The 16,985-nt window shown below is 68.9% G+C and carries 13 protein-coding genes and 2 pseudogenes; 9 read left to right on the top strand and 6 right to left on the bottom strand.

Features of this window, described 5'->3' with window-relative positions; translation table 11 throughout:
• Positions 1 to 394: 394 nt before the first annotated feature.
• A complete protein-coding gene (locus tag ABT345_RS17215; protein ID WP_345077164.1) occupies positions 395 to 1,078 on the top strand; it encodes a hypothetical protein in 684 nt (227 codons plus the stop codon).
• Between the two features lie 194 nt (positions 1,079 to 1,272).
• On the opposite strand, the gene ABT345_RS17220 is transcribed toward ABT345_RS17215, so the two are convergent.
• Together ABT345_RS17220 and ABT345_RS17225 are read right to left on the bottom strand one after the other, a co-directional pair.
• Positions 1,273 to 1,413, bottom strand: coding sequence for a hypothetical protein (locus tag ABT345_RS17220; RefSeq protein WP_345077161.1), 141 nt, complete (start codon positions 1,411 to 1,413; stop codon positions 1,273 to 1,275).
• Between the two features lie 46 nt (positions 1,414 to 1,459).
• The gene (locus tag ABT345_RS17225; protein WP_345077158.1) at positions 1,460 to 1,822 is read right to left on the bottom strand and encodes a nucleoside triphosphate pyrophosphohydrolase; all 363 of its coding nucleotides are present in this window, start codon (positions 1,820 to 1,822) and stop codon (positions 1,460 to 1,462) included.
• Positions 1,823 to 2,399: 577 nt separating this feature from the next.
• On the opposite strand from ABT345_RS17225, the pseudogene ABT345_RS17230 reads away from it, so the two are divergent.
• Positions 2,400 to 3,179, top strand: a pseudogene (locus ABT345_RS17230) (IS5 family transposase).
• 3 nt (positions 3,180 to 3,182) lie between these two features.
• Here ABT345_RS17230 and ABT345_RS17235 read toward each other — a convergent pair.
• From ABT345_RS17235 to ABT345_RS17245, 3 genes and pseudogenes are all read right to left on the bottom strand, one after another.
• A complete protein-coding gene (locus tag ABT345_RS17235; protein WP_345077155.1) occupies positions 3,183 to 3,527 on the bottom strand; it encodes a hypothetical protein in 345 nt (114 codons plus the stop codon).
• 640 nt (positions 3,528 to 4,167) lie between these two features.
• Entirely contained in the window at positions 4,168 to 6,555 is a 2,388-nt protein-coding gene (locus ABT345_RS17240) for an NACHT domain-containing protein (protein WP_345077150.1), read from the bottom strand.
• A 56-nt stretch (positions 6,556 to 6,611) separates the two neighbouring features.
• Positions 6,612 to 6,857, bottom strand: a pseudogene (locus ABT345_RS17245) (transposase); the annotation flags it as partial.
• 707 nt (positions 6,858 to 7,564) lie between these two features.
• On the opposite strand from ABT345_RS17245, the gene ABT345_RS17250 reads away from it, so the two are divergent.
• The 5 genes from ABT345_RS17250 to ABT345_RS17270 all read left to right on the top strand — a co-directional run bounded on the left by ABT345_RS17250 (position 7,565) and on the right by ABT345_RS17270 (position 13,376).
• Positions 7,565 to 7,873, top strand: coding sequence for a hypothetical protein (locus ABT345_RS17250; RefSeq protein WP_351322628.1), 309 nt, complete (start codon positions 7,565 to 7,567; stop codon positions 7,871 to 7,873).
• A gap of 1,500 nt (positions 7,874 to 9,373) precedes the next feature.
• Positions 9,374 to 10,570: a tyrosine-type recombinase/integrase gene (locus ABT345_RS17255; RefSeq protein ID WP_345077144.1), complete on the top strand. Its 1,197-nt coding sequence runs from the start codon at positions 9,374 to 9,376 to the stop codon at positions 10,568 to 10,570.
• A 19-nt stretch (positions 10,571 to 10,589) separates the two neighbouring features.
• Positions 10,590 to 11,876 (top strand): bifunctional 3-oxoadipate enol-lactonase/4-carboxymuconolactone decarboxylase PcaDC, encoded by a 1,287-nt coding sequence (gene pcaDC, locus ABT345_RS17260; protein WP_345077141.1) that lies wholly within the window; start codon positions 10,590 to 10,592, stop codon positions 11,874 to 11,876.
• A gap of 38 nt (positions 11,877 to 11,914) precedes the next feature.
• Positions 11,915 to 12,553 carry an MBL fold metallo-hydrolase gene (locus ABT345_RS17265; RefSeq protein WP_345077138.1) on the top strand — a complete coding sequence of 213 codons (639 nt, stop codon included), beginning with the start codon at positions 11,915 to 11,917 and terminating at the stop codon, positions 12,551 to 12,553.
• A gap of 43 nt (positions 12,554 to 12,596) precedes the next feature.
• Positions 12,597 to 13,376, top strand: a complete 780-nt coding sequence (locus ABT345_RS17270; RefSeq protein WP_345077135.1) for an exodeoxyribonuclease III — start codon at positions 12,597 to 12,599, stop codon at positions 13,374 to 13,376.
• 73 nt (positions 13,377 to 13,449) lie between these two features.
• Here the strand turns inward: ABT345_RS17270 and ABT345_RS17275 are convergent, their stop codons facing one another.
• On the bottom strand, positions 13,450 to 15,270 hold the full coding sequence (locus ABT345_RS17275; RefSeq protein WP_345077132.1) for an SGNH/GDSL hydrolase family protein: 1,821 nt from the start codon (positions 15,268 to 15,270) through the stop codon (positions 13,450 to 13,452).
• Positions 15,271 to 15,530: 260 nt separating this feature from the next.
• Between ABT345_RS17275 and ABT345_RS17280 the strand changes: the two genes are divergently transcribed.
• Together ABT345_RS17280 and ABT345_RS17285 are read left to right on the top strand one after the other, a co-directional pair.
• Complete coding sequence (locus ABT345_RS17280; protein ID WP_345077128.1) at positions 15,531 to 15,974, top strand: DUF6278 family protein; 444 nt, start codon at positions 15,531 to 15,533, stop codon at positions 15,972 to 15,974.
• Between the two features lie 260 nt (positions 15,975 to 16,234).
• A complete protein-coding gene (locus ABT345_RS17285) occupies positions 16,235 to 16,978 on the top strand; it encodes an amino acid ABC transporter ATP-binding protein (protein ID WP_345077125.1) in 744 nt (247 codons plus the stop codon).
• Positions 16,979 to 16,985: the final 7 nt, after the last annotated feature.

Consider the following 16,985-nt stretch of genomic DNA (forward strand, 5'->3'; position numbering starts at 1 on the left):
ATAGGTGCTGGCCAGCATTTCGCGCCAACGTGTTCGCCCCCGACGATGAAGCGCCGCGGCGCCGCGCCACATTCAGGGTCCTGGCTACGGGGCGACTAGCTCGACACCCCCGCATGTTCTGGGCCCCGCCCCGAGCCCGGCGCCCGGCCACCGCCATTCAGCACCCCAGTCCCCTCACCAATGCGACCAGGTTCGCTGAGAAAGCGACCCGATTGAGTCAGACAGGACAGTCCCCGGGTGGCTTTATCCACGACACAAGACAGCAGTTGTCGACGACCTCGGGAGGCACTCACCGAGCCCGGTCTCGATGTCGACGAGAACGGGCTGCGATCCGTGTCTCACGAGACACGGGAAATCGGTAGTGAGCGCCCTGTACGTTTGCCATCCTGGTCCGGTGAAAGGTGCAAAGGACCAGTTGAGCTTGCCACGTCCTCCGTGGTCGCAGTATGAGATCGCGGTCTGGGGAGGCGCCAGCGAAGACGATCTCGCCATCGCGAGGGGCTACTTGGACGTAGCTGAGATGGCCGCTCGGCACTGGATTGACCACGGGCCAAATGATCGGCTGCCCATCCCGATCCTCTACAACTACCGGCACAGCATCGAGCTGTCGCTGAAGTGGCTGATCCGGACGGCTGCCCGCTGCGCGATCCGTGGTGGTTACAACGGTGCCGAGGACCTGAGCCCCGGGAAGCTGGACAACCGCCTGCACACGCACAACATCAGGAAGCTGGCGGACTGCCTCAATCGGTACCTTGCACTGCTGGATCTCCCAGCGCCGGAGCAGCGCATCGACCCGGAGTCCTGGCAGCAGTTGAACTGGCTGGACAGCGAGGACAAGACGGGGGAGACATTCCGCTACGCCGTCGTCGGGCGCGTACCCAACCGTGCTCCAGCCCGCCCCACACAGAAGAACGTCAACTTCTACGAGCAGGTGAACGAGTTGCACAAGCTGGCGCATCTGTTGTGTTTCGGTTACACCTCTCACCTCGGCGTCTACGAGGACTGGCAGATGAAATGCATCCAGGAGATGCACGACGCCGGCCTGTCCGCCGGTGCGCTGCCCGGCATTACCGAGTAGCCAGTACCCCTGCTTGACCTGGTAAGCGAGTCCGAGATGGCGGCCGCCGCCCGCGCCCGTAACCAGCGCTTTTATCCCGGGCCCCGAACGAGCGGCACACGAGGTCTTGCCGGTCGGCACCGAGCTGCTGTCCGAAGCCATCGATATTCGACGAGGCCACGCCTCCCGAACTGCCCGCGAAACACTGCTCTTCGTCATCGGCAGAGCCACCCCGGGCATGAGCGCAGGCCCGGCGCGCTCCTCAGGCAGGCCGCCTGAAGCTTCGCGGTCGCCGCGTCGAGCCGGGCCAGCACCCGCTCCAGCATCTTGACCGACTCGAACAACAGCAGCTCCACCTACGCAGGTACGCGGGCGCACGACCTTCCTGGAGAGCTTCTTCGCTCAGGCGGGTCGGTCGTGAGCTCCCGCAGCGCGGGGCTGGCGGTTGCCCATCCACACGATCCTGCCTGCGAACCCGCCCCGCTCCCGTGCCTTGGCCTCGCGGATCTTCTCCAACTGACCCGGGCCGACGCCCAGATCGACGGCGAGCGCGCGTACCACCTCCAGCACGTCCGCCAGCTCCTCCAACGCCCTGGTCTCATCCGCTGCGAGGAACTCGGCGATCTCCTCGCCGAGCTTGTCCCGCAGACGCCTGCGGTACTCCTCCGGGCCCGCGGTCCGGACGATCGGCTCGGCCCCGTCCGCCCGGATGATCTGCGGGATGCGGTCCCGTACCAGCTTGCCGACCGTGCTGTAGCCGTTCAAGGCTCTCCCCTCGCCGCAGAGCAGTCACCGATGACCACTCATCTGCGGGCGCACACTAGGAACTCCCTCGGGCGCCGCGCCACCTCAACGCCCACTTAACGGGACCGAGGCAGAACCGATCGGACCTGATGCGGGCTCCATAAGTTCTCGATGTAACGCCTGGCGGGGTGAGGCCGTCCATAGATGGAGGCCCGCCGTTGACGGCTGGCCTCGATCTGATGTACCGCCGCCGAGAAGGCCCAGGTCGTGCCAACCTCGGTCCGCGAGAGAAATGATCCAGATCGAGCTCGACCTGTTCGCTTCTCGTCCTCCTGAAGGCGTTAGACCAGCGCCCCCGGAAAGGATGTGACCGAGATACGCGCCAAAGGGGCAAGGGGACGATCTTGAAGCCCTGATCCGCTCGGCTCTACGTGCGGCGGGGTCGTGTTCGGCGATGTGTCGGGCGACCGAGTCGACGCCGGGCCGTGCGTATCGCTCCAGGGAGCGGGCGGAGGTGTGGCGGGAACGGGCTAGGTTCTGTCTGATAATTGATCTTGTGGTGGGTCGTGGTGAGCTGACGGATTCGGCGTGAGAGCGGATAGTGCCGCTGCTGCCTGGTGTTGATGGCCGTGGGCGGCCGTGGCGGGATCATCGTCAGGTGATCAACAGGGTGTTGTGGCGGTTGCGGACCGGTGCTCCGTGGCGTGACGTGCCGGAACGCTATGGGCCGTGGAAGACGGTCTATGAGCGGTTCGCCCGCTGGGAGGCGGCCGGCACTTGGGCCCGTTTGCTGCAGCAGGTTCAGGTCCGGGACGACGCCGTCGGGGCCGTGGAGTGGACCGTGTCGGTCGACTCCACAGTCAACCGAGCCCACCAGCACGCCGCCGGTGCCCGGGAAAAGGGGGGCGGTGTCGGGCGAACTGGAATATCCGGCACGCTCGGCAGCTCGCCAGGCGCTCGGCCGGTCCCGCGGGGGGCTGACCACCAAGGTTCATCTCGCCTGCGACGGCAGGGGCCTTCCCCTGGCCGTCGTCGTCACGCCGGGCAATATCAACGACTCCACCGTCTTCGACACCGTCATGGGCGAGCTGCGAGTGCCCCGGACCGGTGCCGGACGTCCCCGCTGCAGACCGGACGTGGTGCTCGCGGACACGGCGTACTCGTCACGGGCGATCCGCCAGGCCCTGCGCCAGCCTTCGACCGCGAGCTTTACAAGGCCCGCAACGTCGTCGAACGCTGCTTCGGCCGTCTCAAGCAGTTCCGCGCGATAGCCACCCGCTTCGACAAACTTGCCCACCGCTACCGGGCCGGAGTCCACCTGGCCTCACTCATCCTCTGGCTCCGAGCCACCCAAGATCCTTTGCCAGACAAGCCCTAGAACTCACGTGCCGTCAGAGGGGCAGACTTCGGCCGTCGTCGAGAATCCCGCCGACGTCGCAAGCCAGGTCCACCTTCCACGCCGACGAAGAAGGTCGACAAGAAGGAGCTCTACCAGAGCATCCGCCACGACGCTGAAACGGAAGCTCTCTCGGCACGGGCACTGGAGAGACGCCACGGCGTCACCTGGCGAACCGTCCGGGCCGCGTTGGACGGTCACGATGCCCGCCCCCGCAAGCCACTTCCTCGCCGGCCGGCCGCCATCGATCCCGTTCAGCCACTCATCGACTCCGTGATCGAGGCCGGTCACGGTCCCACGCAGATCTGGGCGTAGCTCATGGACGAACACGACACCTCGATCTCCTACGGCATCATCAGACGTTATGTCCACGACCAGCCGCTGATGGACTGATGCCAACAGACTCCTGTCTCCACCAATCGAGTCCCTCCAGGGCAGCGACTTCCGTCCGACTAACTTCGCTGAGACGGGACATCAGCCGCGCTCGTATCCGCTCAACACAAGGGGGGACGTGTTCGCGGACGTGCCGGACGTCCCTCTCCTGCAGGTGTAACGGCGGGTGGGGAGGACAGACAGGCGATAGGTCGGCACGTCGGTCCTCCAGAAGGCACAAAGCCCCCCCCGCGGCGCCGGCGCTGAGCCGTCTCGCTCGGTTGAAGGGGGCCAGTGACGGGGGCGTCTATGGCTGTCGGGTGAGGAAACGGTGGGTAGGAAGGAGGACACGCCCCCCTTCCTGGATCTCGACATGCGTCCGGCAGAACCGCTGAGCTCGTTCTTCCTGGAGGTGCGGAAAGTCGCTCGAGACCACACGCGTAGGACGTCTTGGACCTGGTCGCTTCCTGGATCGACTCCCGCTCGCAACCGACCTGTTGCCGGAAGTAGAGGAAGGCCTGATTTTCCACCAAGAGGACGGCACCGAGCACCGTGAGCGCCGGACAAGCCGCCACACGGCGAAGGTGCCGGTCGACGATCAACAACTGCGCTTTACCGGGCGCGGCTGCTCGGTGGCCGCGTCCGGTTCAGGCCCGCGGCAGGTGGTCAGGAGGTGCTGTTGAAGGCGGGCATGGCGGAATTGGTAGACCGCCCCGGTCTGCCGGAGCACGCCGCGGCGGTAGGCATCGGTGAGGAACGCCTGGACACGCCACGGCAGGTGGCCGGTGACCGGCAGCCATCCACGTACCAGCACCAGCCAGTGAACCCAGGCGCTCGTGGCACGCACACTCACGAATCCCGCCAGCACCGCGGCCGCGATCCCGAACGGGAGGCTGTACATGGCAGAAACCATAAGGCCGACCGCCAGTCCTACCACGAGCCCTTTACGGATGGCGTTTCGCCGGTCCCGGGCCAGCGATTCCGCCGCACCGACCACATCGGCCGGATGGGCGGGTGCCTCAAGCCCGAACGCGAGCGCGGCTACGAGAGCAAGCACGAGCCCCACCACGGACAAGATCACGAACGCGTCTCCGAGCACATCCGTTCCCCCGAGAGAGAGCCCCTCCGCTACCCGGGCAGCGGTGCCGCGCCCAAAGCTGAATATCCCGTTGGCGAACCCGTTCACAAGCCCCAGCAGCAGCCCGAAGAGCATCCCCGCCACGAACCTGCCGGAGATGAACCGGACCCGGCCACGGATCTGAAGGCGCGTGCCGGTCGGTTGAGGGCCCGCGCCGCGCAATCCGACGAGTCCCGCCACAAGACCGGCTATGAGCCCAAGAATCGGACCCGCACTGAGCCCCTCCCTCACCTCCCCGGCCACAAGCGTGAACGCGAGCCCACTAGCGACTGCGGTCCCGAGCCCGGCCCCGAGGGCAACGGTGAACCTACGCAGACGTTTTATGTGGAGCCATCTGCCGAGTCCGGCCGTCAGGGCGACTGCGACCCCGCTGCTCAGCATGACCAGAAGCCCGTTCATCGCCCCTCGCACAAGCGCGAGCACCCGCTCTTGCGCGTACACCGGCCAATCCGGGGCCGACCCCCATCTGGTGAAGGCCGGCACCAGCCCTGTGGGCGTATCCATGAGCCCGAGCGCCACAGTCACCAGCAGTCCGTCCACCATGGCGAGGATGAGGGTGCGTTTCCACCGCGGGATGGTGTCACGCAGCTGCCACCAGGCCAGATCGACTGTGCCTGCCTGGCGGAGGTGGCCGGCGAGGTGGGTGAGGTAGCGGCGTGCGCGGTCTTCGGGCCAGCGCGGTGGGCGGTCCGGCCGGCCGGACCGGTAGACGGCGGGCAGGAACTCTTTCAGCAGATGGTCCTGTAGGGCCGTCCTGGTGGGGAAGCGGTTGGTGTCGAGCAGCTCGGTGGGCTCCTGGCGGGGGTTGTCGCTGTAGATAGTGCGGGCCAGGAAGACCATCAGAGGGTTGGTCAGCACGCGGCGCAGCGCGGCTGGGCCCGGCTCGACCGGTGCGGTGTTCATCTTCTCCAGGACCGGGTCCCAGACTCCGGTGCGGCGCCCGGCCACGGTGCGGGGCAGGTAGTCGGCCAGATCCTCCACCGTCAGATCGTCGATTTCCACTACGGCAGCCGCGGTCAGCACGTCCACGTCGTGTACCGCCGCGGTGAATTCCGGTGCCCGGCTTGTGATCACCATCGGGGTGTCCGGGGCAGCGTTGAGCTCGCGCAGTGCGTCTTTGTGCAGCCCGGTATGGATCTCGTCGAAACCGTCCAGGATGGGCAGCACCCGGCCGGCCTCGATGAGCGCGCGGGCCCGGCTCGGTCCGCCCCGTCCGGCGGGAGCGGCCAGGCCGGGGTGGTCACGCGTGAGTTGCTCAACCAGCCAGACCTGCAGCGATCTGGCCGTTGGGTCCCAGGCCCCGATGTTGACGACGACCGGCACCCGCCGTCCCGGCCGGTGCTTCTCCAGCAGGCCCAGCGCCAGGCGGCCGACCAGCACGGTCTTCCCGGCGCCGGCGGGGCCGAGGATGACCAGCCGGCCGGAGGGGACGGACCGATAGATCTCACTCAGTTGCTCGATGCGCCCGGCCAGCGCCAAGGGTTCGCCGGCGTCACCGGCCTGAAGACGACGGATGTTGGCGGGGTGATCGGCCAGCTCGGCAGCCGGGTGCCAGCGCACCGGCAATGCCACTGGATCGTGTACCCGCCGCTGCTCCTCTTCCCTCTCCCACAACGTCCTGACGCCTTCGGCCAGGCCCTCGGCCCACTCGTCTAGATCGGACGGCCCACCGCGGGGCGATGAGCCTCGCGTACCCCACCGGCGTTGCCGGGGAGCGGGCCCGGGGGTGATGTTGACACCGCCGGTGATCGAGCCGGCCTGCACCACCGATCCGTATACCCGGCCGCTGACGTCGTTGTGTGTAGCCGCGGGTGGCTTCTTCGATTCACCGTCGTTGTAGTCCCCCATGGCCCAATGGTGGCACGGGCCCGATGACGGCATCCGGGAACGCCGCGCTCGTCCGGCAGCAACGGCAAGGACTGGCTGTCGTGCGCCTGCCCGGGCGTCACGACGGCGGCCGGCGGTCGGCCCTGACCGTCCACGGCGGGGTGGATCTTCGTGGTCAGCCCGCCGCGGGAACGGCCGATCGCGTGCCCGGTGGGCTCTCGGTGGGCGTAGAGTCCCTGCCCCCGGGCTGCGGGGCACTTCTCGGGGCGGCGGGTGTTGGTGGCGTGGTGATGGGCCCGGGTGATGGTGGAGTCCACCGCCACCCGCCACCCGCCAGTCGATCAGCCCAACGTCGTCCGCGCGGGCGAGCAGGACGAAGTGCCGGCGCGGGGTGCGCTCATAGGCTGGCCGCGATCGATGGGAGAGCGCCTTGGCGGCGAGCAGTTCTTCCTACCTCACCGGACCCCCTTCTCACCACGGGTGCCGACAGGAGGGCATCCGATGCATTTAGGGGTGTTATGTGGCGAGAGGCCTAGAATGCGAAAAATTGACGAAACTTGCCAGGTCGCTGGTCGGCCGAGGGACCGACGGGCGGTGAGCGAGCAGGGCCCGCTGCCCGCGCGGCGTGATGGTGCCGTGCCCGTGACCTGAGCGAGGCGCGGGGTACGGCTGGCCTCTGTCAGAAACGAGTTCCGGCGCCCCGCAGCCATAGGCTGCGGGCGCGGCTCGCGGCCTGCCGTGAAGAAGCGCACCCGCTCGACCGAACCCGCTCAGGCCGCCCACGTTGCCAGCATCCTCCGGCGCGCGAACTCAGGGCTTGCCACCCACTTCCTTGAGGTCGCGCCCCCGGCCACCGGTACCGGGGGCGACGAATCCCACGGCGGCAAATCCGCCGCGGCCCGCGAACTCGACCAAGCTCCCCCTCGGGGGACACCGATATCACCGTCTCCTACGCCAAGGACCTCCCGGCTCCCACGAACGCGGCCGCCTCATCGAGATCGGCTCCGTATTCGCTCGCCGCGATGCCCTGGTGCTCCTGGCCGGCGCGCCGCCGATAAACCTTGCGTCCCTGCCATCGGGCGCCGTCGTCGGCATTAGCGCTCCGCGACGAGCCGCCCAGCTCCAGGCCCTCCGCGCGGAACTGAGCATCACCCAGGCCCATGGCGACCTTGCGGCGCGCCTCGCCCACCTTGGCTATCACGGCGTCGCCCCCCCCGCTTGGACGCCCCCGGGGTCGCGTACGCGGGATTGCAGGGCATCGGGCAGGCCCATCGTGCCGCAGAAATATTCCCACCGACGCCTTCCGCCCTGCCGCGGGCGCCGGATTCGTGATCGCTGAACATCGCGCCGGAGACGCAATCGTGGCCCGGCTCCTCGCATCCGTCAACGGTCCGGTCGCGGCACAGCTCCTGCACATCGAGCGTGCAGTCCTCAGCGCTCTTAGCGCTTCATTGCCGTGCCGCTTGCTCTGTGCACGCCGAAATTGAGGGAGATGCGCTCCGTGTCGCGGCCGCCGTATTCAGCTCGGACGGTACGTGCGCGGCGGAATCTACGGCGAGATGGACTGCTGGCTTCCCAGAGGTGGCTGAACGGGTGGTCGCGAACCTGCGCGAGCGTGGGGGGAATCCTCAACGGCTAGGCGAGCCGGAACGGTGACTGCGTTGTGCGGGGGCGGCCCGGTAGCAGGCTCACCATCGCGAAGGAGCTGGGCGGTTCCTGCACCCGGCTGGCTCTCGCCGTGCTGCTACCCGGGTCTGCGGTGATCGCCGCAGCCTCACCCAGCCGCGAGGACTCTTGGTTTTCGAGGACGACCGGGGTTGCGCTCTTCGCGCGTTCAGATGCGGTTTGGGCGTGAGGATGGGGGATTCGCTCACGGCAGACGAGAAAGAACTCCCGAAGAGTGGAAACCTTCGCCGAAGGCATGTCAATGTACAGCACCCCGGAAAGTCAGACACGTGATGCTGTCAGGCTGGCATGGTTTCTACTTTGGAGGTCTTCCTGTCGGGTTCCGCGACTACTGCCTGCTTCACATCCCCCATCCTCTTTGCTCTCGGAGCGCTGAATTCCTGGCACGGGGGCGTGGAGGGCGACTACGCCGCAGTTTCCACGGGGCTATGCGTATGTGTTTGCGCGGCGGGTCTTTTCCGTAAGACTCTGCCGCAACGTGAGTACCGGCGTGACCGCACAGTTCTCGCTTTCGTCGCGGCACACCCGGGGACCTCGTCTCGATCTGTTGCCACCAGTATCTGGGTATCCGAGCGAGTCGTCGCCCGAAACCTTGACCTTCTCGTAGAGGACGGCCTCTTGGTGCTCATTGGGGAAGGGGTGACGTCGGCCGAGTGCTCGTATGGCCTGGCTCCCTGAGAGGGGCAGACGCAGAGAGGCTCGTTCCATGCGATGCCGCGCGCAACATAGCCGACGATCGACGGTTGGGCCAACCGCCGGTTATCGCGACCATTGAGGTGTTCGCCTTTCGGCTGCGCTTGGCGGTGGAGCCTTGACGGATGTAGGCAGCCTCCCGGCATGAGAAAGAGTGAGGTGGTTCTGCAGCGACGTTTCAGCCGTAGGCAGTGTGTGCCGCCGGCGGGCGGCCTTCCTGGCGCGGATTGAGTGAGTGATGCTGCCGATTCCTTACCTCCTCTTCGCCCCTCAGCAAGGAATCCCATCATGCGCCGGCCAATCGAGCTGGTGATTCTGCGGGATCCTTTCGTGTTTTCATATTCGATTGCCGCTAGGGGATGAATCTTTAAAATTCCGCTTTGGTGTTGACTGTCATCTCGAAATGATGAAAATCTGGGTGCCCCTTTGGGGTCCTGCCTAAGGAAAGGTGGTAAGGGTAATGGTTGCCCCGATAAAGAAGCTTCCGCCGAATTTGAAGGGAGAGATTCGATACCGGTTTGTGATTGATGTTGGAGTTGATCCGGAAACCGGGAAGCGTAAACAGGTAACGCGAACATGCGACACCTTGAAAGAGGCCAGGGTTGAGTATGCGCGTATCGCCAATCAGCGCCACGAAGGGACGTTCGTGCCACCCAATAAGATCACGGTGAATGAGTGGCTTGATCGGTGGCTTGCCCTGAAGGCTGAAGATCTGGAGGAAACTACCATTTACAGCTACCGGATCACCTTGGATCGTGTGCGGGGGAGGCTGGGGAGGATTCGCCTTCAGGAGTTGACTGAACAGGAAGTGGAAGAGTGGGTGCGCTGGGCCCTTCGGTCCGGCCATGGCCGCAAGGCGGGGGCTCCGCTGGGTGTTACCAGTGTGGAAATGAGTCTGGCGCGTCTGAAAGAGGCGCTCGGTCGAGCTGTGACACGTCGATTGGTCTCCATGAATGTCGCCGAGCATGTGGTCATTCCTCGTAAGGCGCGAAAGGAGGAGCGGAAAAGGAAAGAGGAAGTCGTTCCCTGGAACATTCGTGAGGTTCGAACATTCATAAGTGGGATTGAGGGTGAAAGGCTCTATGCTCCGCTCCTGCTATCTCTCATGGGGCTTCGTCCGGCTGAAGTATGTGGACTTCGGTGGAGGGACGTCGACTTGGAGAAATCTACGATCGTCATCGCTAACACGCGCACGATGATGGGAAACAGGTATGTGGTGGAGAAGGACACCAAGTCTCTAGCTGGCGAACGGGACTTGCCATTGCCTGCCCCTGTCCATGCCGCACTGAAACAGCTCAAGGCGCTACAGGCTAGAGACAAGCTGGCGCGAGGAGATGGGTACGTGGACTCCGGATATGTTGTGGTGCACGAGACGGGGCTCGCGTACACGGTGAAGCAGCTTCGTCGCCACGCGTACCGGTTGATGGAGATCTTGAAGCTACGGCGCGTTCGGCTCTATGACTCTCGGGCCTCGTGCTTTACATACCTGGCCAACAACGGTGTTCCCGATCACATCCTTGCGCGTTGGGCCGGGCACAAGAACGTGAGTACCACCAAGAGGTGGTACGTCAAGCCTGATGTGGAGGACCTTCGCGAAGCCGCCGAAACCTGGACTGGATTGCATGGAGATCCCACCCGAGCGCGTGAGAAAACGTGAGATGTGAGACGGTGCGGGCGTGAGTGAGACACGGACGCAGATGCTCCAATACCGCGTTGACGGGCCAGAAGACGCCCCCGCCCTGGTCCTTGGTGCCTCGTTGGGTACCACATGGCACATGTGGGACAGGCAGATCCCGGAGCTGACCCGGCAGTGGCGGGTCATCCGCTTCGATCTGCCCGGTCACGGCGGTTCGCCCGCCTACCCCGCCTCCTCGGTCGCCGAGCTGGCCGACCGGGTCGCCGCCACCCTCGACGCGCTCGGCGTGGACCGGTTCGGCTACGGCGGCTGCTCCCTCGGCGGCGCCATCGGCACCCAACTGGCGCTCACCCGCCCGCAGCGCGTCACCTCGCTCGCCCTGGTCTCCTCCTCACCGCGGTACGGCACCGCCGACTCCTGGCGTCAGCGCGGGGTGGTCATCCGCACCAACGGCCTCGACCCGATCGCCCGCACCGCGCCCGAGCGCTGGTTCACCCCGGGGTTCGCCGCCGCCCAGCCCGCCATCGTCGAATGGGCCGTACAGATGGTGCGCACCACCGATCCGGGCTGCTACATCGCCGCCTGCGAGGCGCTGGCCTCGTACGACGTCAGATCGTCGCTGGGCAGAGTCGGGGTGCCGACGCTCGTCGTCGTCGGCTCGGACGACCAGACGACGCCGACCACCGACGCCCGCAGTCTGGTCGCCGGCATCCCGGACGCGAGCCTGGCGCTGGTGCCCGGCACCTCCCACCTCGCCCCCGTCGAGCAGCCCGCGGCCGTCACCGAACTCCTCATCCGGCACTTCAGCAGCGCCTGGCATGACAAGCCGTCCGCGGGCGGTCAGCCGGCCATCGGCGCCGCGGCGCCCAAGCCGCAGCTGGCCGCCGCAGCCCAGGCCGCGCCCGCCGCCATCGAGGCGGGGCTCGCCCAGCCGGAGGCGGTCCGCGGCAGCGCGTACGAGCGCGGTGCGAAGGTCCGCCGCGAGGTGCTGGGCGATGCGCACGTCGACGCGGTCGAGGAGGCCACCGACGCGTTCTCCGGTGAGTTCCAGGACCTGGTGACCCGCTACGAATGGGGCGAGACCTGGACGCGGCCGGGCCTGGACCGCCGCACCCGCAGCATCATCACGCTCACCGCGCTGGTCGCGGGCGGCCACCACGGCGACATCGCCGCGCACACCCGCGCCGCCCTCCGCAACGGCCTGACGCCCACCGAGATCAAGGACATCCTGCTGCACACCGCCGTCTACTGCGGCATCCCCGCGGCGAACGCCGCCTTCACCGTCGCCCAGCGGGTGATCCGCGAGGAGACCACGCCGGAGGGCTGAGCCGGGCGCGGGCGGGGCCGGAGCGGCAGGATGGCGTCATGCAACTGACGAAGAAGACCCATTCCTGTGTCCGGCTGGAGAAGGACGGGCGGGTGCTCGTCATCGATCCCGGAGGCTTCAGCGAACAGGACGCGGCCGTAGGGGCCGACGCCCTGCTGGTCACCCATGAGCACCCCGACCACTTCGACGAGGGGCGGCTGCGCGCGGGCCTGGAGGCGAATCCGGCCGCCGAGATCTGGACGCTGGCGGCCGTCGCCGAGCAGTTGTCGGCGGCGTTCCCTGGCCGGGTGCACACCGTCGGCGAGGGCGACGTCTTCTCCGCCGCCGGTTTCGACATCGAGGTCCACGGCCAGCTGCACGCCGTCATCCACCCCGACATCCCGCGGATCACCAACGTCGGCTACCTCGTCGACGGTACGGTCTTCCACCCCGGCGACGCGCTCACCGTCCCCGAGGGGCGGCAGGTCGACACGCTGCTGCTGCCGGTGCACGCCCCCTGGAACAAGGTGTCCGAGGTCATCGACTACGTCCGTGCGGTCGCACCCCGCCGGGCCGTCGACATCCACGACAGCCTGCTGCGCGATCACGCCCGGCCGATCTACGACGGGCTGATCGGCAACCTCACCACCACCGACCACGGCCGGATGACACCCGGCACCGCCACCGGGCCGCTCTGACGCTCCGCGGCCGTTGTCGGTGGTGCGCTGTAGGTTTACCGGCATGCGCATCGCGACCTGGAACGTCAACTCGATCACCGCCCGCCTCCCGAGGCTGCTGGCCTGGCTGGAGAGCACCGGCACGGACGTGCTGTGCGTCCAGGAGACCAAGTGCTCCCCGGAGCAGTTCCCCACCGACCAGCTGCGGGAGCTGGGATACGAGTCCGCGGTCACCGCCACCGGCCGGTGGAACGGCGTGGCGCTGATCTCCCGGGTCGGCCTGGATGACGTCGTCTCCGGGCTGCCCGGCGGCCCGGCGTACGACGGCGCCCAGGAGCCCCGCGCCGTCTCCGCCACCTGCGGCCCGGTCCGCGCCTGGTCGGTCTACGTCCCCAACGGCCGCGAGGTCGACCACGCGCACTACGCCTACAAGCTGGAGTGGCTGGCGGCGCTGCGGACGGCGGTCGCCGAGGACGCGGCGGGCGGCCGCCCGTTCGCCGTCCTCGGCGACTTCAACGTCGCGCCGACCGACGACGACCTGTGGGACCCGGCGGCCTTCGTCGGCCAGACGCACATCACCCCCGCCGAGCGCGCGGCGCTGGCCGCCCTGCGGGAGACGGGCCTGAGCGATGTGCTGCCCCGCGCCCTCAAGTACGACCGCCCCTTCACCTTCTGGGACTACCGCGCCCTCGGCTTCCCGAAGAACCGCGGTATGCGTATCGACCTGGTCTACGGCAACGCCCCGTTCGCGGCCGCGGTGTCGGACGCCTATGTGGACCGCGAGGAGCGCAAGGGGAAGGGCGCGTCCGACCACGCGCCGGTCGTGGTCGATCTGGATCTCTGACCGGGCCCGGCCCCGGAGCGGCCCGGGGTGGGAGCGGCCCGGGGCGGGAGCGCGCGCCCCCGCCCCATACGCCTCACCCCTGTTCCGGTACCAGTTTCCGCAGGTCCACCGAGGCGGCGAGCGCCGCGAGGCCCGCGTCGCCCGGGTGGAGATGGTCGCCGCTGTCGTAGGCGGGGAGCATCCGCTGCGGACGGGCCGGGTCGCGGAGCACGGCGTCGAAGTCCAGCACCGCGTCGAACGCCTCGCCGTGCTCGCGCAGCGCCGCGTTGACCGCCTGCCGCCGCGCCTCGACCTCCGCGGTGCAGTCCCGGTAGCCCTCGCAGGGCGCGAGCGTCGCCGCGACGACCCGCAGCCCCTGGGCGTGCGCCCGCCGGGCGAGCGCCCGCAGCCCGTCCACCACCTCCGTCGCCGAGGTGCCCCACCGCACATCGTTGATGCCCTCGAAGACCACGACGGTATGGACCGAGGTCTGCGCCAGGACATCGCGCTGCAGCCGGTGCCCGGCGCTCACCCCGGCCAGGTCGGTGCTGACGCCCTCGCCGGTGTAGCGGTCGCTGACCACGCGGTTGGCGGAGATGCCCTGGTTGAGGACGCCGTAGCGGGGCAGGGCGTGCTGCTGCTGGAAGCGGCGGGTGAGGACGTCGGGCCAGCGGCGGTTGGCGCCGCTGGTGGAGCCGTCCCCGTCGGTGATCGAATCGCCCAGCGTGACGATCGACCCGGGCCCGCCCGTGACGTCCACCCCGGTCAGGAACGGCCAGGTGGTGAGGGTTTCGGGGAAGGCGCCGCCACCCGTGTCGGCGGTGCGGTCACCGGCGCCGGACGCGCTGAGGTACGACGTCTGGGCCGCGTTCCGGTGCACCGGCGCCGCCGTGACCGTCCCCGGCAGATGGATGCTGACCAGCAGATCCCGTCCGGCGGGCACGGCGAAGCCGAGCGGATCGCTGACCACCTCGGCCCCGGCCGGCACGCGCACCCCGCGCTGTCCGTGCCGGAAGGTCAGCCGCCGCGGCGCGCCGCCGGCCGCCGCCCCGTCCCCGCGGACGGCGATGCTCGCGGCGCCGAGGGTGACGGGCGCGTCGGCGAAGGTGTTGGCGAACCGCACCCGGACCCGCTGCCCGCCCGCACCGGCGTGCACCACCAGCCGCAGCGTCCGGTCCCGCCACGGCCCGACCGCCGCGTAGCCGGAGCTGGCGGTCGCCCAACTCCCCGTCCAGCCGCGGTCGTCGCGCCGCACCCCCAGCGCGAAGACGTGCAGCGCCGCGCCGGAGGCGGTGGCCCGCGGCAGCCGCACGGAGGCGACGGCGCGGCCCGGCCGCAGCGGCACGGTCACCGCGTACAGCCGGGCCGGTCCGGCGGCGGTGCCGTGCGGGGTGACGAGGTGCGGCAGCGTCACCGCCTTGGTGGCTGTCGGGCCGGAGCGCCAGTCGGGGGCGGTCAGCCGGTAGCCGCTCACCGAGCCGTCGCGGTAGCGGACGGTGCCGTTCCCGGTGGCGGGGGCGCCGGTCCCGGTCGCGGCGGTCAGAAAGGTCAGCGCGCCGCCCGTGCCGCGCACCGCGATGGTCTGCCCGTCGGCCACCACGTTGTCGGGCCGTCCCGCGGTGGCGCGCGGCCAGGTCAGGGAGGTGGCGTCGAGGTCCAGGGCGCGGCCCGGCGTCCAGCCGGCCGCCGACAGATCGGCTGCGGCCAGGGCGTTGCCCGCACCGTCGAAGTCGGCGGCGCCGGGTCTGGCGCCGCCGCCGATCGCGGTGTTGTCGTAGAGGTGCGTCAACGGCTGGGCGCGCCGGGCCCGTTGGGCGGCGTCCGGGTCCGTCGCGGCCGCGCTCGCCGTGGCCGTGGGCAGTGTCGCCGCGGTGGTGAGCAGCGCCAGGGCGGTGCACAGATGTCGTATGCGCATCGGTCGTTCCCTCCGTGAGGCATGGGTGCGAGAGGTGCCCGCGCCGCCCGCCCGGTACGGCGGTGGGCGGCACGGCGGTGCGGACTTCCCCTGCGGAAACGGTCGTTCCGGCGGGAAGCGGCGGCGCCGGCTCCGGGAGATCGGACCGGAGCGTCGGGAACGGGAGGAGAAGGGAAGGGGGCGTCGGGATGACGAACGGCGGTCGGCGGTTGCCGCGCGCCTGTGGCCGGGCCCGGCGGACGGGTGGGACCCTGCACCCCATGAACATGCATTTTCTGGACAAGTGGCGCAAGGGTTCGGGCGCGCACCGGACGGCGACGCCGCTCGCGGACGCGGTGCGCGAGGATCCCGGGGCCATCACCGAGCTGCTGTCCGAGTGCGAGCTGCTGCGGGCCGAGGCCGGGAACGCCGGCGTCGAACTGGACGATTCCGCCGCCTCGTTGGAGGCGCTCGACCAGCTCCAGCCGGTGTGGCGGGACGATCCGGAGGTGCTGCCCTGGCTCGGCAACGACGCCGGGCTCTACCTCGGCACGGTCCTGGTCCGCACGGTCCCCGGCGCGCGGTGGCGGGTGTGGCCGGACGGGCAGCCGGTGGTGTGCCTGGCGTCCGGCCGGGAGATCGATGTGGCGGCCGCCGGGCACGAATGGGCCGACGACGGGGCGCCGGAACTGTCCCAGGTCTACGCGGAGGTCGCGGAGAGCTGACCGCCCCGGGCCCGGCGCCACCCGCGGCCTCGCCCCGGCGGTCCGGCGGCCCGGCGCGCGGCGACCGTCCGGCGGCCCCGCCGGCGAGCGCGCCCCGGCCCGGGTCGCCGTCCGGCGACGGGCCCCGCCCGCGTGGCGCCCGCGCCCGCCCCGCCGATTCCACTCTCCTCGCCACCCCCGTGCGTGTCAGCGGAGAGCTGTCGGATATGTCCCGGTAAGTTGCACATTCTCCGCTGTACGGATGAGAGTGAGCAGACTGCATGGCCGGTGAGGCGCTGATCGAACTGCGCGGGGTCAACAAGCACTACGGAAAACTCCATGTCCTCCAGGACATCGACCTCACCGTCGGCCGCGGCGAGGTGGTGGTCGTCATCGGCCCCTCGGGCTCCGGGAAGTCCACGCTCTGCCGGACCATCAACCGCCTGGAGACCATCGAGTCGGGCACCATCACCCTGGACGGCACCCCGCTGCCCGAGGAGGGACGGGCGCTCGCCGGGCTCCGCGCCGAAGTCGGCATGGTCTTCCAGTCCTTCAACCTCTTCGCGCACAAGACCGTCCTCGACAACATCACGCTGGCTCCGGTCAAGGTCCGCAAGCAGAAGAAGGACGACGCCGCCCGGCGCGCCCGTGAACTCCTGGACCGCGTCGGCCTCGCCGCACACGCCGACAAATATCCCGCCCAGCTCTCCGGCGGCCAGCAGCAGCGCGTCGCCATCGCCCGCGCCCTGGCCATGGACCCCAAGGCGCTCCTCTTCGACGAGCCGACGTCGGCGCTGGACCCGGAGATGATCAACGAGGTCCTGGAGGTCATGCAGCAGCTCGCCCGGGACGGCATGACGATGGTCGTCGTCACCCACGAGATGGGCTTCGCCCGCTCCGCCGCCAACCGCGTGGTGTTCATGGCCGACGGCCGCATCGTCGAGGACCGCACGCCCGAGGACTTCTTCACCGCGCCGCGCAGCGAACGGGCCCGCGACTTCCTCTCCAAGATCCTCAAGCACTGAACGGGGG

Origin of the sequence: Streptomyces sp. NPDC000404 (assembly GCF_040300365.1) — a bacterium.
Classification (GTDB): Bacteria; Actinomycetota; Actinomycetes; order Streptomycetales; family Streptomycetaceae; genus Streptomyces; species Streptomyces ramulosus.

What these genes read in the sequence shown, in the direction of transcription:
- ABT345_RS17275 (WP_345077132.1), bottom strand. Translation starts at nt 15,270, where the DNA reads ATGCGCATACGACATCTGTGCACCGCCCTGGCGCTGCTCACCACCGCG.
- ABT345_RS17280 (WP_345077128.1), top strand. Translation starts at nt 15,531, where the DNA reads ATGAACATGCATTTTCTGGACAAGTGGCGCAAGGGTTCGGGCGCGCAC.
- ABT345_RS17255 (WP_345077144.1), top strand. Translation starts at nt 9,374, where the DNA reads ATGGTTGCCCCGATAAAGAAGCTTCCGCCGAATTTGAAGGGAGAGATT.
- ABT345_RS17265 (WP_345077138.1), top strand. Translation starts at nt 11,915, where the DNA reads ATGCAACTGACGAAGAAGACCCATTCCTGTGTCCGGCTGGAGAAGGAC.
- ABT345_RS17240 (WP_345077150.1), bottom strand. Translation starts at nt 6,555, where the DNA reads ATGGGGGACTACAACGACGGTGAATCGAAGAAGCCACCCGCGGCTACA.
- ABT345_RS17270 (WP_345077135.1), top strand. Translation starts at nt 12,597, where the DNA reads ATGCGCATCGCGACCTGGAACGTCAACTCGATCACCGCCCGCCTCCCG.
- ABT345_RS17285 (WP_345077125.1), top strand. Translation starts at nt 16,235, where the DNA reads ATGGCCGGTGAGGCGCTGATCGAACTGCGCGGGGTCAACAAGCACTAC.